Origin of the sequence: Micromonospora sp. NPDC005367 (genome assembly GCF_040606825.1) — a bacterium.
In the GTDB taxonomy this organism is placed as follows: domain Bacteria; phylum Actinomycetota; class Actinomycetes; order Mycobacteriales; family Micromonosporaceae; genus Micromonospora.
In genome coordinates this window covers 1-13320 of record NZ_JBEXFP010000027.1, presented here as the reverse complement: position 1 = coordinate 13320, position 13320 = coordinate 1, and the positions used below count along the sequence as shown (strand labels likewise).

The 13320-nt window shown below is 71.8% G+C and carries 11 protein-coding genes; 4 read left to right on the top strand and 7 right to left on the bottom strand.

The features are described 5' to 3' along the window. Positions 1 to 65: 65 nt before the first annotated feature. Positions 66 to 785: a TIGR03936 family radical SAM-associated protein gene (locus tag ABZS42_RS19430; RefSeq protein ID WP_355147249.1), complete on the bottom strand. Its 720-nt coding sequence runs from the start codon at positions 783 to 785 to the stop codon at positions 66 to 68. Positions 786 to 931: 146 nt separating this feature from the next. After that, positions 932 to 2917, bottom strand: coding sequence for a TIGR03960 family B12-binding radical SAM protein (locus ABZS42_RS19425; protein ID WP_355147112.1), 1986 nt, complete (start codon positions 2915 to 2917; stop codon positions 932 to 934). 187 nt (positions 2918 to 3104) lie between these two features. Between ABZS42_RS19425 and ABZS42_RS19420 the strand changes: the two genes are divergently transcribed. After that, positions 3105 to 4622 (top strand): hypothetical protein, encoded by a 1518-nt coding sequence (locus ABZS42_RS19420; RefSeq protein WP_355147110.1) that lies wholly within the window; start codon positions 3105 to 3107, stop codon positions 4620 to 4622. A gap of 64 nt (positions 4623 to 4686) precedes the next feature. On the opposite strand, the gene ABZS42_RS19415 is transcribed toward ABZS42_RS19420, so the two are convergent. Next, complete coding sequence (locus ABZS42_RS19415; protein ID WP_355147108.1) at positions 4687 to 5382, bottom strand: lysophospholipid acyltransferase family protein; 696 nt, start codon at positions 5380 to 5382, stop codon at positions 4687 to 4689. 157 nt (positions 5383 to 5539) lie between these two features. On the opposite strand from ABZS42_RS19415, the gene ABZS42_RS19410 reads away from it, so the two are divergent. After that, positions 5540 to 5992 carry a hypothetical protein gene (locus ABZS42_RS19410; protein ID WP_355147106.1) on the top strand — a complete coding sequence of 151 codons (453 nt, stop codon included), beginning with the start codon at positions 5540 to 5542 and terminating at the stop codon, positions 5990 to 5992. A 35-nt stretch (positions 5993 to 6027) separates the two neighbouring features. Here ABZS42_RS19410 and ndk read toward each other — a convergent pair whose 3' ends face one another. Further along, positions 6028 to 6453: a nucleoside-diphosphate kinase gene (gene ndk / locus ABZS42_RS19405; RefSeq protein WP_355147104.1), complete on the bottom strand. Its 426-nt coding sequence runs from the start codon at positions 6451 to 6453 to the stop codon at positions 6028 to 6030. Between the two features lie 143 nt (positions 6454 to 6596). On the opposite strand from ndk, the gene ABZS42_RS19400 reads away from it, so the two are divergent. Then, the gene (locus ABZS42_RS19400) at positions 6597 to 7913 is read left to right on the top strand and encodes a VOC family protein (RefSeq protein WP_355147102.1); all 1317 of its coding nucleotides are present in this window, start codon (positions 6597 to 6599) and stop codon (positions 7911 to 7913) included. A 121-nt stretch (positions 7914 to 8034) separates the two neighbouring features. Here the strand turns inward: ABZS42_RS19400 and ABZS42_RS19395 are convergent, their stop codons facing one another. The 3 genes from ABZS42_RS19395 to ABZS42_RS19385 are packed head-to-tail and all read right to left on the bottom strand — an operon-like array spanning position 8035 to position 12340. Beyond that, positions 8035 to 8394, bottom strand: a complete 360-nt coding sequence (locus ABZS42_RS19395; RefSeq protein WP_355147100.1) for a DUF4233 domain-containing protein — start codon at positions 8392 to 8394, stop codon at positions 8035 to 8037. Further along, positions 8391 to 9725, bottom strand: coding sequence for a folylpolyglutamate synthase/dihydrofolate synthase family protein (locus ABZS42_RS19390; protein WP_355147098.1), 1335 nt, complete (start codon positions 9723 to 9725; stop codon positions 8391 to 8393). Before ABZS42_RS19390 ends, ABZS42_RS19395 begins: the two co-directional genes overlap by 4 nt. Beyond that, positions 9722 to 12340, bottom strand: a complete 2619-nt coding sequence (locus ABZS42_RS19385; protein ID WP_355147096.1) for a valine--tRNA ligase — start codon at positions 12338 to 12340, stop codon at positions 9722 to 9724. The genes ABZS42_RS19390 and ABZS42_RS19385 overlap by 4 nt, the downstream gene beginning before the upstream one ends. 70 nt (positions 12341 to 12410) lie before the next feature. Here ABZS42_RS19385 and ABZS42_RS19380 point away from each other — a divergent pair, with 70 nt between their 5' ends. Beyond that, entirely contained in the window at positions 12411 to 13094 is a 684-nt protein-coding gene (locus ABZS42_RS19380; protein WP_355147094.1) for a hypothetical protein, read from the top strand. Positions 13095 to 13320 lie beyond the last annotated feature (226 nt).

Sequence of the window (13320 nt, the reverse complement as noted above, 5' to 3'; positions counted from 1 at the left end):
GGTGTTCCGCCGGTGCGCGAGGTGCGCGACCGCCGAAGTCTGCCTACTCGAACACTGACCGTCGGTCAGCGTTCACCGATGGTTGCCCCGTCGCGGTCCGCATCCAACGGATCCACGATCTCGCCCTGCGCGGTCAGCGTGCCCTGAGCCAGCCGAGTCACTCTCGGCGGAACCGGCGGCTCCAGGCCGGCCACCACGCGGAGGCCGGAAAGGACGTCATCGGGTCGTACGGACGGGGTGACCTGCCGCACGACCACTTCGAGTATCGCACACGGTACGGCCGGTTCCCCGGAAGGCGTCTCCGACGGCGGGAGCATATCGATGGCGATGACGGCGGCACGCGCGTCGAAGGTACGCCGCCCCTGCTTGGTCATCCGCTCGACCTGGATCTCCCCGGCCGCCGTGAACGCCGTCACCGCCTGCTCCAGCGCGGCCGGGTCGACGTCGGGCAGTTCGATCCGCCAGCGGGACGCCTCGATCCGGTCGGCGAGGCTGCCGCCGGCCGCCTCCACCGCGTCGAGCACGTCGAGCCCGGGTGAGAGCGCCGCGTCCAGCGCGTCGCGCAGCCGCCCCGGGTCGACCGGCTCGCGCAGGCCGATCTCCAGGTACTCCGCCTCACTCCCCACACCGGTGGGCGCGGCGGAGGCGTACGAGATCTTCGGGTGCGGGGTGAAGCCCTGGGAGAAGGCGATCGGCACGCCGGCCCGGCGCAGTGCGCGCTCGAAGGCTCGGGCGAAGTCCCGGTGCGAGGTGAACCGCAGCGGTCCACGCTTGGCGTACCGGATTCGGACCCGCTGGACGACGGGCGCCTGGCCGCCCTCGGGCTGAGGCTTTCTGGCGATCGTGAACTCCTCGTATGTACCTGCGTGTCCGCCCCATCCTGGCGCAGGGTCCGGGACGGTACGCGGCCGGGGGCGGGAACGTCTCGACGCTACTGCTGGGCGCTGGCGGGCAGTTTCAGCCCGTTCACCGGGGTCAGCGGGAGCAACTTCTTACCGGTTGGCCCGATTTGGATCTCGGTGTCCATTGCCGGGCACACACCGCAGTCGAAGCACGGCGTCCAACGGCAGTCGTCCTGCTCGTACTCGCTCAGCGAGTCCTGCCAGTCCTGCCAGAGCCAGTCCTTGTCCAACCCGGAGTCCAGGTGGTCCCACGGGAGCACCTCGAGCTCGTCACGCTCACGCGTGGTGTACCAGTCCAGGTCGACCCCGAACGCGGGCAGCACCTCGGCCGCGGCGTCCACCCAGCGCTGGTAGGAGAAGTGCTCGCTCCACCCGTCGAACCGGCCGCCGTTCTCCCACACCCTGCGGATCACCGCGCCGACCCGGCGGTCACCGCGGCTGAGCAGGCCCTCGATCAGCGACGGCTCGCCGTCGTGGTAGCGGAAGCCGATGGCCCGGCCCAGCGACCGGTCGGCGTTGATCGCCTGCTTGAGCAGCTTGAGCCGGCCGTCGATCACCTCCGGCCGCTCCATCGCCGCCCACTGGAAGGGGGTGTGCGGCTTCGGCACGAACCCGCCGATGGAGACCGTGCAGCGGATGTCCTTGGAACCGGTGGCCGCCCGACCGGCCCTGATGACCTCGTGCGCCATGTCGGCGATCTCGAGGACGTCCTCGTCGGTCTCGGTGGGCAGGCCGCACATGAAGTAGAGCTTCACCTGCCGCCAGCCGTTGGTGTAGGCGGTGACCACGGTGCGGATGAGGTCATCCTTCGACACCATCTTGTTGATCACCTTGCGGATCCGCTCCGACCCGCCCTCGGGGGCGAAGGTCAGACCGGTCCGGCGACCGTTGCGGGACAGCTCCTGGGCCAGGTCGATGTTGAAGGCGTCGACCCGGGTGGACGGCAGCGAGAGGGAGACGTTGGTGCCCTCGTACTGCTGGGCGAGGCCGGAGCACATGTCGCCGATCTCGGAGTGGTCGGCGGACGAGAGGGAGAGCAGCCCCACCTCGTGGAAGCCGGAGAACTCCAGACCCTCCTGCACCATCTGCCCCACCGTGGTGATGGAGCGTTCCCGCACCGGCCTGGTGATCATGCCCGCCTGGCAGAACCGGCAGCCCCGGGTGCAGCCCCGGAAGATCTCGACCGCGTACCGCTCGTGGACCGTCTCGGCGAGCGGCACCAGCGGCTTCTTCGGGTACGGCCAGGCGTCCAGGTCCATGGTCGTGCGCTTGTGCACCCGGAACGGCACGTCCGCCCGGTTCGGCACGACCCGCTGGATCCGGCCGTCCGGCAGGTAGTCCACGTCGTAGAAGCGCGGCACGTACACGCTCTCGGTACGGGCGAGCCGCAGCAGCAGCTCGTCACGCCCGCCCGGGCAGCCCTCGGCCTTCCACTCCCGGACGATCGTGGTGATCTCCAGGACCGCCTCCTCGCCGTCGCCGAGCACGGCGGCGTCGATGAAGTCGGCGATCGGCTCCGGATTGAACGCGGCGTGCCCGCCCGCCAGGACCACCGGGTCGGCGTCGGTGCGGTCGGCCGCGAGCAGCGGAATGCCGGCCAGGTCGACGGCGGCGAGCAGGTTCGTGTAGCCCAGCTCGGTGGCGAAGGAGATGCCGAACACGTCGAAGTCACGCACCGGACGGTGCGCGTCGACGGTGAACTGCGGCACGCCGTGCGCGCGCATCAGCTTCTCCAGGTCCGGCCAGACCGCGTACGTCCGTTCGGCCAGCACGTCGGGCAGCTCATTGAGCACCTCGTAGAGGATCTGCACACCCTGATTGGGCAGGCCCACCTCGTACGCGTCCGGGTACATCAGCGCCCAGCGAACCGTCGCCGCGTCCCAGTCCTTCACCACCGCCCCCAGCTCACCACCGACGTACTGGATGGGCTTGGTCACCTGAGGCAGCAGCGACTCCAGCTGGGGCCAAACGGAGTTGGCCGCGACCGGGCGCGGCGTCGTGGACTGGGCGCTCATGATGCCCAAGCGTACGCGCCCGCCGGTGGCGGCCACGCGCGCGGCGGTGGCACGACGGCCGGGGCGGCGTTCACCCGGTCCGCCCCCGCGCTGGTGAGCCACCGGAGCCGTCCGAGGCGCGGTGGCCGCCTCCCCGCGCGTGGCGGACCGGTACTAACCTCGGGTCGGCGCGAGAGGAGATTGCCGGATGCCGGAGCCGCAGCCGGGGGCGGACCGGCCGACCCACGGAAACGCCCCGGGCACGGGGTCGGACCGTGATCCGGCCGTCGCCGAACAGCCCGATCCCTCCCCCGCACCACCGGAAGCCGCCGCCACGGGCCCGGCGGCTCCGTCCGGCGTTTCGGTCGCCGCTCCCGCTGACGCGCCGACCCCGAGCGGGTCGGACGGCCCGATCGGTCCCGACGACCCGATCGGTCCCGACGACACGCGCCGCCTCGACGAGACCGCGCCGCCGGGCCGGACCGACGGCACCCTCGGCCTCGACGAACCGATGAGGACCGACGGGCCCACGGGCACCGACCTGACGGAGCCCACCCTCGTCGACGAGCCGGAGGGCAGCCGCGTCGACGGAATCGCGCCGACAGGCGGGGGCGCGCCACAGCCCGACGGCCCCTCCGGCACCAGGCCGCTGCCCGTCGGCGGGGCGCCCGAGCCGGCGCCGCGCTGGAGCGGTTCCGCCCCGGTACCGCCGCCACCGCCACGGCGACGTTCCTGGGGCGAGTCCGCCGAGCCGACCCCGCCGCCGATGCCCGAGCCGCCCGAACACCGAATCCCGGTGGATCCCTGGGCCGGCGCGGACACCGACGGCTGGGAGCTGCCCTCGGCCGAACTGCCGGCCCTGCCGCCGACGCTGTCCTACCCACCAGCTCCGCCGACGCGCCCCTACTCCGGGCCGCCCGCGCCGACCCCACCGCCGCCGGTCGCGCACCCGGTGCCGCCGCCCGCGCACCCGGTTTCTCCGGCACCGAGCGCACCGCCGCCGCAACCGGTCGGATCGCCGCCGCAGCGGGTAGCGCCGCTACCGCAACCGATACCGCCGCAGCCCGCCGCGCCGCCGAAGCAGCGCCGGTCGAAGCGACGGCCCGCGCCGCCACCGGCCGCGCCGCCGCCCGGTTGGCGGGCCCCGAAGGGGTACGTGCCCGTCCCGGTCCGGAAGCGACGCCGCTGGCCGTGGCTGCTGCTGCTCGCTCTCGCCTGCTGCTGTGGCGCTCCGGCGTACTACGGGATGCCGATCTGGTCGCAGTACCCGGCTCACGCCGCACTCCCCGCCCAGGTCGCCGACCTGTCGCTACGGCAGGACGGCCGCAGCACGCAGGCGGCCCGGCAGCTGGAGGCGGAGGTACGCAAGACGCACCTGCTCGCCGAGGACACCTTCGCGGGCGTCTACACGAACCCGGACGGCAAGCAGGTGACCGTCTTCGGCGGCACCGGCTTCCGGTTCGACACCGAATCGGCCGCGGACGACGAGATCGCGCGGCTCAGCGAGGAGTACCAGCTCGGCTCCGTCGAAACCGTCGACACGGGCGTACGCGGCCGGCATCAGCGCTGCGCGGTGGGACGCGCCGAGGGTGACGCGGTGGTCGTCTGCACGTCGGTCGACCACGGCAGCATCGCCAGCGCGATCTTCACCCGCCTCTCCCTGCAGGACAGCGCCGGCCTGCTCGACACCCTGCGCGGCCGGATCGTCACCACGGATCAGAACTGACCCGGCCCGTGGTGAACGGTCGACCCTCCGCGCGACGCCGACCCGCCTCGGGTGGAATGGCGGCTCAGGCCGGATCGGGGCGGATCGGGTCCGGATGGGCGCGCGGCGGCGCGTACCTCGAGACGTACTCCTGACCGGTGAGCTTCTGGATCTCGCTCATCACCTCGTCGGTCATGGCACGCAACGAGGTCCGGTCGTCCGATCGGCCGGTGAAGTCCAGCGGCTTGCCAAACCGGACGGTGATCTTCCCGGTGCCGGGACGCGGAATCCGGGCCCCGATCGGCTGCACCTTCTCCGTCCCGATCGTGCCGACCGGGATGATCGGCACACCGGCGGCGACGGCCAGCCGTACCGCCCCGGTGCGGCCCCGGTACAGCCGTCCGTCCGGCGACCGTGTCCCCTCCGGATAGACGACCACCAGGTCACCGGCCTTCAGCGCCGGGATCGCCGCGTCGAACGCGGACAACGCGGCCCGTCCACCGCCCCGCTCGACCGGGATCGCGCCGAGCCCGGTGAGCACGAACTTCGAGAAGGCCCCCTTCAGGCCGACGCCCTTGAAGTACTCGGACTTGGCCCAGAACGCCAGGTGCCGCGGTACCACCGTGCCGAGGATGAGCTCGTCGGCGACCGAGAGGTGGTTGCCGGCGAAGATCGCTCCACCGGTCTCCGGCACATGCTCCAGCCCCTCCACGGTGGGGCGGAACGCCAGCCGCATCGTCGGCCCCACGGTGAGCTTGCCGATGGTGTAGAGCAGGGGCACTGGTCCTCCGGCAGATCGTGTACGAGCGGGCGGTGTCACGGTAGCGGACGTACCCCGAATCCCCGAAGGGGTGGTGGGCCGAGCGAGCGCTGGTCCGGTGGGGCTGGATGCGACGTAGCCGCGATTCTCTGTACCCGACCGACGGGCAACGTAGGCGGTGGATGGCGGGTCCGTCACCCGAAGGTGCCGGCAGCTGCAGCACCGCGCCGAAGCCCGGATACGCCAGGACCGGCGTCGGTTCACCGCGGGCCCGGCCGAGCAGGAACGGCTGCTGGACGCCTTCCTCGCCGCCGCCCGCGACGGCGACCTCGCGGCGCTCACCGGGCTGGTGGCCCACGACGCGATCGCGTGGACCGATGGCGGCGGACGGGTGACCGCGGCCCGCAATCCGATCGTCGGAGCGGACCGGGTGGCCCGCTTCGTCGCCGGTGCCTACGGCCCGCGGTGCCCGGTGACGGTACGGCGAATGGAGCTCAACGGCCGACCGGGCGCTCTGATCGGGAAGTCCGTCGGCACCTTCTACGCGCTGACCCTGGCCGCCGTCGCGGGCCGGATCACCGGGCTGTACCTCGTGGGGAACCCGGAGAAACTACCCGTGCCGCCGGGCTGAGCCCGGCGGCACGGTGGTGAGCAGGAGCGACGGCGTCAGGCCAGCTCGGGGAACCAGAGCGCGATCTCGCGCTTGGCGCTGTCGACGGAGTCGGACGCGTGCACCAGGTTCTCCCGGTTGGACAGGGAGAAGTCGCCGCGGATGGTGCCGCCCGCCGCCCGCCGCCCGTCGGTGGCGCCGACCAGGTTGCGGACCACGTCGATGACCTGGTCGCCGGAGAGCACCAGAGCGACGAGTGGTCCGCCGGTCATGAAGGCGTGCAGCGGCGGGTAGAACGGCTTGTCCACATGCTCGGCGTAGTGCGCGTCGGCCAGCGCGGCGTCCATGGTCCGGACGTCCATCGCGTCGATCCGCAGCCCCTTGCGCTCGAAACGCGAGATGATCTCGCCGACGAGGCCGCGGCGGACCGCGTCAGGCTTGATCAGTACGAGCGTGCGCTCCTCGGGGATGCTGCTGGACACGCTGAGTTCCTCCTGTGCGCGGAAGCCGGTCTGGCTGGGTACGGTCAGCCTAGCGACCCGGTCCCGGCACCGGCGCGGCGGCTGACCTATCCCCCGGTGGCCGCTGCGGCCTAGCCTGACCCTTGACCCCCGGGAGGTCCACTGTGGCGAATGGCGGGAGCCGGCCCATCGCACCGGTACGCAAGCTGATCGCCGCGGTGCTCGGCACCGTGGCCACCTTCGTGATGCTCTTCGGCCTCGGCATGATGAGCTGGGCCATCGTAGCGCTCGGCACCGCCCTGCTGGTGCTGGCGATCGCGCTGGCCACGGTACGTGGCGGGGGACGCACGTGGGTGATCGGCGAGGGGCACGTGCACAGCGCCTCCGAGCCACCCACCCAGTACGCGTTCGGCCGGTGCGAGCTGCAACTGGTCATCGACGCGCCGGGGCTGCCGCCCCGCAGCAAGAAGATCATCGAACCACGGGTGCCGGTGTCCAAGTGGCCGTCGCTCGGGCAGACCCTGCCGATCCGGGTGGCGCTCGACGACCAGCGGCACGTCCGGGTGCTCTGGGACGAGGTGCCCACGCACGCCGAGACAGCCGCGGCCGCCGCCGACCTTCCACCCGAGTACGCCGACGCCGAGCCGGTGGACGAGATGCTGATCGCGCAGGACGCCCCGCCCTGGGCGGGACGCCCGGCCGACGACGACTTCCGCGACCCGCTCGGTGGTGATCCATTCGACGGCGATCCGCTGCGCGACGACCCGGGCGGCCCGCCCGCCGAGCGCGAGCCGGTCGTGGTGCACCAGCGCCCGGGCGGCCCGGTCGTGCTGGAGGGAACGGTGGTCGAGCCGGGGGCGAGCAGCCCGCTGCCGCGCCGGGCCACTCCGGCTCCGCGCCCGCCGGCAGAGGAGGACTTCGAAACGGTCGCATCCGCGAGCACAGCTCCCACCTCCGGCCGGGAGGACCCGCTCGACCCTCTCGATCTGCCGCTGGACGAGCCCACTCCGCTCCGCGAACCGCGCGACGAGGACGTCACGCCGGCCGAGCTCGACGAGGCGATCTTCGGCGGCGACCCGACGGACGATCCGGCCGATCCCGCCGCACCGATCAGCGGGATCGGTCTGACCGTGCTGGTCACCGAACTGTCTCGGTCGCTCGACTTCTACCGGGACGTGCTCGGCTTCACCGAGATCGACCGGGGCGACGGCAACGCGCTGCTCGCCTCGGGCCCGACCCGGCTCGTGCTCCGCCAGGTGAGCGAGGCCGCGCCGGTGAGCCGCCGGCTGGTGCACGTCAACCTCGAGGTGGACGACATCCAGGCGGCGTACCGGCGGCTGGGCGACTCTGGCGTGCGTTTCACGTACGCGCCCCGCGTGGTCAACCGGGGTACCAAGTTCGAGGTGTGGGCCGCGGCCTTCCGTGACCCGGACGGCCACGGCATCGCCCTGACCCAGTGGCGCGAACGCGCCGACGCCTGACCCCCCACCCCCGGCGCCCCTGAGCGGCCCCGTTCATGGAAAGAGTGGCCATCCCGCGGGGGATGGCCACTCTTTCCATGAACGCGTGCACCGGCATCGGGTGGATGCCCGGCGCGGGAGGTTAGCCGAGGATCACTCGGCGTACGTGCAGGGCGTAGCCCCAGACGAGGGCGAAGATGATGCCGAGCACCAGCAACGACCAGTGCAGCAGGCCGGAGAGCAGCAACAGCCCCTGCAGGACGGTGCCGGCGTGCCACGCCCACGGGCGACGCATCATGCCCGCGAGCACCACCCCCAGCACCGCCAGCGCCACCACGGTGCCGACCGCGGCACCGCTGAGGTCCGCGCCGACCACCCGGATGGGCTGGATGGCGAGCAGCAGCACCAGCGCCTCGATGCTCAGGGTGGCGGCACCGAGGCTGCGTACCGATCGCTGCGGGTTACGCAGCCCGGAACGGCGCGGCTGTTCCGGGCCGGTCATCGCTTCAGCAGCCGGCGGGCGTCGGCCACGGTCACCACCGACCCGGTGATCAAAACACCCACCCCACTCAGCTCGCCCGGTACGTCCTCCTCGGCCAGCGCCACCGCCGTCTCGATCGCGTCGGGCATCTCCTCCGCCACCTCGACCCGATCGGGGCCGAACACCTCGGCGGCAAGCGCCGCCAGTTCCTGCGCGGGCATCGCCCGCGGCGAGCTGTTGCGGGTGACCACCAACTGGTCGACCACCGGCTCCAGCAGCTCGAGCAGGGCGGGGGCGTCCTTGTCATCGAGCACGCCGACGACCGCCACCAGCTTGCTGAACGCGAACTCCTCCTGCAGGGCGGTGACGGTGGCGGCCATCCCGTGCGGGTTGTGCGCGCCGTCGAGCAAAATGGTGGGGGCGCTGCGTACCCGCTCCAGCCGTCCCGGCGAGCTGGCCGCCGCGAACCCCTCACGTACCGCCTCGATGTCGAGCTGCCGGCGGGCGCCGGCACCGAGGAAGGCCTCAACCGCGGCGAGCGCCACCGCCGCGTTCTGCGCCTGGTGCGCGCCGTGCAGCGGGACGAACACCTCCTCGTAGACACCACCGAGACCCTGGAGGGTCAGCACCTGCCCTCCGACGGCGACCGACCGGCGCAGCACGCCGAACTCCGAGCCCTCCCGGGCGATGGTCGCCCCCACCTCGGCACAGCGCTCCAGGATCGGCCGGGCGGCCTCCTCCTCCTGCGCCGCGGAGATCACCGTGGCACCGGGGTAGATGATGCCCGCCTTGTGCAGGGCGATGTCCTCGATCGTGTCGCCGAGCCACTCGGTGTGGTCCAGACCGATCGGAGTGATGACCGCGACGCCGGCCTGGAGCACGTTCGTCGAGTCCTCGGCGCCGCCGAGCCCCACCTCGACCACCGCGATGTCGACCGGCGCGTCGGCGAAGGTCGCGAACGCCAGGGCCGTGGTCATGTCGAAGTAGGTGAGCGGTTCCGCCGACCGCTCGTCGACCAGCTGGGCGAGCGGAGCCACCTCGCGGTAGGTGGCGACGAACCGCTCCTCGCTGACCGGCTCCCCGTCCAGGCTGATCCGCTCCCGGACGGTTTCCAGGTGCGGGCTGGTGTAGCGCCCGGTGTGCAGGCCGAACGCCCGCAGCAGGGAGTCGATCATCCGGGCCGTCGACGTCTTGCCATTGGTCCCGGTCAGGTGGATAGACGGGTACGCCCGCTGCGGGCTGCCGAGCAGGTCGAGCAGGGACTCGATACGGTCCAGCTCGAAGACCATCCGGGTGAAGCCCCGCTCGGCCAGCTCGGCCTCCACCTCGGCGAAGGCTTGGTGATCGGTCACGACGGCAGCGCCTCCAACGCGGCGTCGACACGGACCAGGTCCGCCTCGGCCACCGCCAGTCGCTCACGGATCTTGGCAACCACGTGCTCCGGCGCCTTCCCGACGAAAGCGGGATTGTCGAGCTTCGCCCGCGCCTGCGCGGCCTCCTTCTCGGCGGCCGCCCGGTCCTTGGTGAGCCGGGCCCGCTCGGCGGCCACGTCGATCGAACCCCGGGTGTCCAGGGCCACGCTCACCTCGCCCGGCATGGTCAGCGTCGCGCTCGCCTGGAAGTCGGCGTCGGCCGGGTCCAGCCGGGCCAGGGACCGGATCAGCGGCTCGTGCGCGGCGATACCCGCCGGCACGAGACCATCGAGCCGGGCAGCGACCCGCTGGGTCGGCCGCAGCCCCTGATCGGAACGGAACCGGCGGATCTCGGTCACCACCCGCTGCAGGGTGCCGACCTCGGCCTCGGCGGCGTCGTCGACGAGCGTACGGTCGGCCACCGGCCAGGCGGCGACCAGCACACTCTCCGCGCCGGTCAGGGCGGTCCACAGCTCGTCGGTGACGAACGGGATCACCGGGTGCAGCAGCCGCAGCAGCTGGTCCAGCACGTGCCCCAGCACCCGGCGGGAGACCTCGGCGGCCCGCCCGCCCTCGCCGAGCACCGGCTTGCTCAGCTCGACGTACCAGTCGCAGACGTCGTCCCAGGCGAAGTGGTAGAGCAGGTCGCAGACCTTCGCGAACTCGTACGCCTCGAACTGCTCGTCGACCTCGGCGGTGACGTGCGCGAGCCGGGACAGGATCCACCGGTCGACGGTGGAGAGCTGCTCGGCGGCCGGCAGCGGCCCGTCGGTGTGCGCACCGTTGATCAGCGCGAACCGGGTGGCGTTCCAGAGCTTGTTGCAGAAGTTGCGGGAGCCCTGGCACCACTCCTCGCTGACCGGCACGTCCTGGCCCGGGTTGGCGCCGCGCGCCAGCGTGAACCGGGTGGCGTCGGCACCGAACCTGTCGATCCAGTCCAGCGGGTCGACCACGTTGCCGAACGACTTGGACATCTTCTTGCCGTGCTCGTCGCGGACCATGCCGTGCAGGGCCACCACGTCGAACGGTTGCACCCCGTCCATCGCGTACAGGCCGAACATCATCATCCGGGCGACCCAGAAGAACAGGATGTCGTACCCGGTGACCAGGACGCTGGTCGGGTAGAACTTCGCCAGGTCCGGGGTCTGCTCCGGCCAGCCGAGGGTCGAGAACGGCCACAGGCCGCTGGAGAACCACGTGTCGAGGACATCCTCCTCCTGCCGCCAGCCCTCGCCCGTCGGCGGCTGCTCGTCCGGGCCGACGCAGACGATCTCGCCGTCCGGCCCGTACCAGACGGGAATGCGGTGGCCCCACCAGAGCTGGCGGGAGATGCACCAGTCGTGCATGTTGTCCACCCAGGCGAAGTAGCGCTTGGCCAGCTCGGCCGGCTCGATCTTCACCCGGCCGTCCCGTACCGCGTCGCCGGCGGCCTTGGCCAGCGGCGAGGTGTTCACGAACCACTGGAGCGACAGGCGCGGCTCGACGGTGGTCTTGCACCGCGAGCAGTGCCCGACCGCGTGCACGTACGGCCGCTTCTCGTTGACGATGCGGCCCTGCTCGCGCAGCGCGGCCACGATCGCGGGGCGGGCCTCGTAACGGTCCAGCCCCTGGAACGGGCCGTGCGCGGTGATGATGCCCCGCTCGTCCATGATCGTCAGTGCCGGCAGATCGTGCCGCTGGCCGATCTCGAAGTCGTTCGGGTCGTGCGCGGGGGTCACCTTGACCATGCCGGTGCCGAAGCTCGGGTCGACGTGCTCGTCGGCGACGATCGGGATCCGCCGGCCGGTGAGCGGCACCGCCACCTCGGTGCCGATCAGGTGCTTGTACCGCTCGTCGTCCGGGTGCACGGCGACCGCGGTATCGCCGAGCATGGTCTCCGCCCGCGTGGTGGCCACGACCACCTCGTCGCTGTAGCGGATCGAGATCAGCTCGCCCTCGTCGTCGGTGTGCTCCACCTCGATGTCGGAGAGCGCGGTGAGGCAGCGCGGGCACCAGTTGATGATCCGGTTGGCCCGGTAGATGAGGCCGTCGTCGAAGAGCTTCTTGAACATGGTCTGGACGGCGCGGGACAGCCCCGCATCCATCGTGAAGCGCTCCCGGTCCCAGTCGACGGCGTCGCCGAGGCGCCGCATCTGGCCGAGGATCGCGCCACCGGACTCGGCCTTCCACTGCCAGACGCGCTCGACGAACTTCTCCCGGCCCAGGTCGTGCCGGGACAACCCCTCGGTGGCGAGCTGCCGCTCGACCAGGTTCTGGGTGGCGATGCCGGCGTGGTCCATGCCGGGCAGCCAGAGCGCCTCGAAGCCCTGCATCCGCTTACGCCGGTTCAGCGAGTCCATGAGGGTGTGCTCGAACGCGTGCCCCATGTGCAGCGAGCCGGTGACGTTCGGCGGCGGGATGACGATGGTGAACGGGGGCTTGTCACTCTGCGCCGACGCCCGGAAGTGGCCGGCGGCTACCCACTGCTCGTACCGTCGCTGCTCTACCTCACCCGGCTGGTACTGGCCGGGCAGGGTCGGGGCGTCGGGGCGTCGGGCATCCAGTCTCTCGGTCACCCGAGAAAGTCTACGGAGGGCTTCGGCGGACCTGGCGTGCGCCACCTCTCATTCGCGTACGGTGTCGGCTATGTCCGACGCACATCTCACTGATCGCCAGCTTTCCGACGGCCCGGAGCCCGTCGAGCTGACCGAGGAGCCAATCCAGCTGAGCAACCGGGACCCCGCCAGCGGCCCGGAGCGGCGGGCGGGTTGGTCCCGGCGGCAGCGGATCGCGTGGAGTGCGGCGCTCGCCGTGGGCCTGGCCGGAGCCGGCGCGCTGGGCGTGATGGGCTGGCGGATCGCCCAGGAGAAGGACACGAGGATCTCCTCGCCCGACCAGGTGGCAGGGCTGTCTCGGGACGACAGCGATCGGGCCCGCAGCACGGCCGACTACCTCCGTAGCGGCTTCGCCGCGGACATCGAGTTGGACCGCAGTTTCGGCACCGTCTACCGCGACCCGGCCGACGAGAAGCGCTCGGTGCTGATCTTCGGCGGCACGACCCTGCTGTGGCAGCCGGAGCGTGACCTCGACAGCCTCTTCGGCCTGATGGCCGACGAGACGGGGAAGGTGACCCGGCTGCGCGACGTGCCCGCCGGTGACCTCGGTGGCGTCATGAAGTGCGGCACGACCAGCGGGGAGGGCGGCGACTTCGCCGTCTGCGGGTGGGCCGATCACGGCAGCGTGGTGCTGGGCATGTTCCCCGGCCGCAGCGTCGACGACGCGGGCAAGCTCTTCCGCGACATCCGGACCGCCATCCAGACCCGCGGCTGATTCGCCGGGCTGGCGCGTTTCTGCGCGGCTCGGTTCAGTGCCTGGCGTCCCTGCCGGCGGGCCATCTGGTGGCTCATCCAGTCGGCGGCCATCACCCGCCGGCGGACCCTCATCGACCGGCCGATGTCGGATGTTGCTGGATTTGCTGTGGAAACGCGTTCAGGGCCACCCCAAAAAGGGGTGGCCCTGAACGGAAAGAATGTCCGGCGGTGTCCTACTCTCCCAC

Bases quoted from the DNA above. Each gene is read 5' to 3' on its own strand.
- ABZS42_RS19425 (WP_355147112.1), bottom strand. From the start codon at position 2,917: ATGAGCGCCCAGTCCACGACGCCGCGCCCGGTCGCGGCCAACTCCGTT.
- ABZS42_RS19420 (WP_355147110.1), top strand. From the start codon at position 3,105: ATGCCGGAGCCGCAGCCGGGGGCGGACCGGCCGACCCACGGAAACGCC.
- ABZS42_RS19395 (WP_355147100.1), bottom strand. From the start codon at position 8,394: ATGACCGGCCCGGAACAGCCGCGCCGTTCCGGGCTGCGTAACCCGCAG.
- ABZS42_RS19380 (WP_355147094.1), top strand. From the start codon at position 12,411: ATGTCCGACGCACATCTCACTGATCGCCAGCTTTCCGACGGCCCGGAG.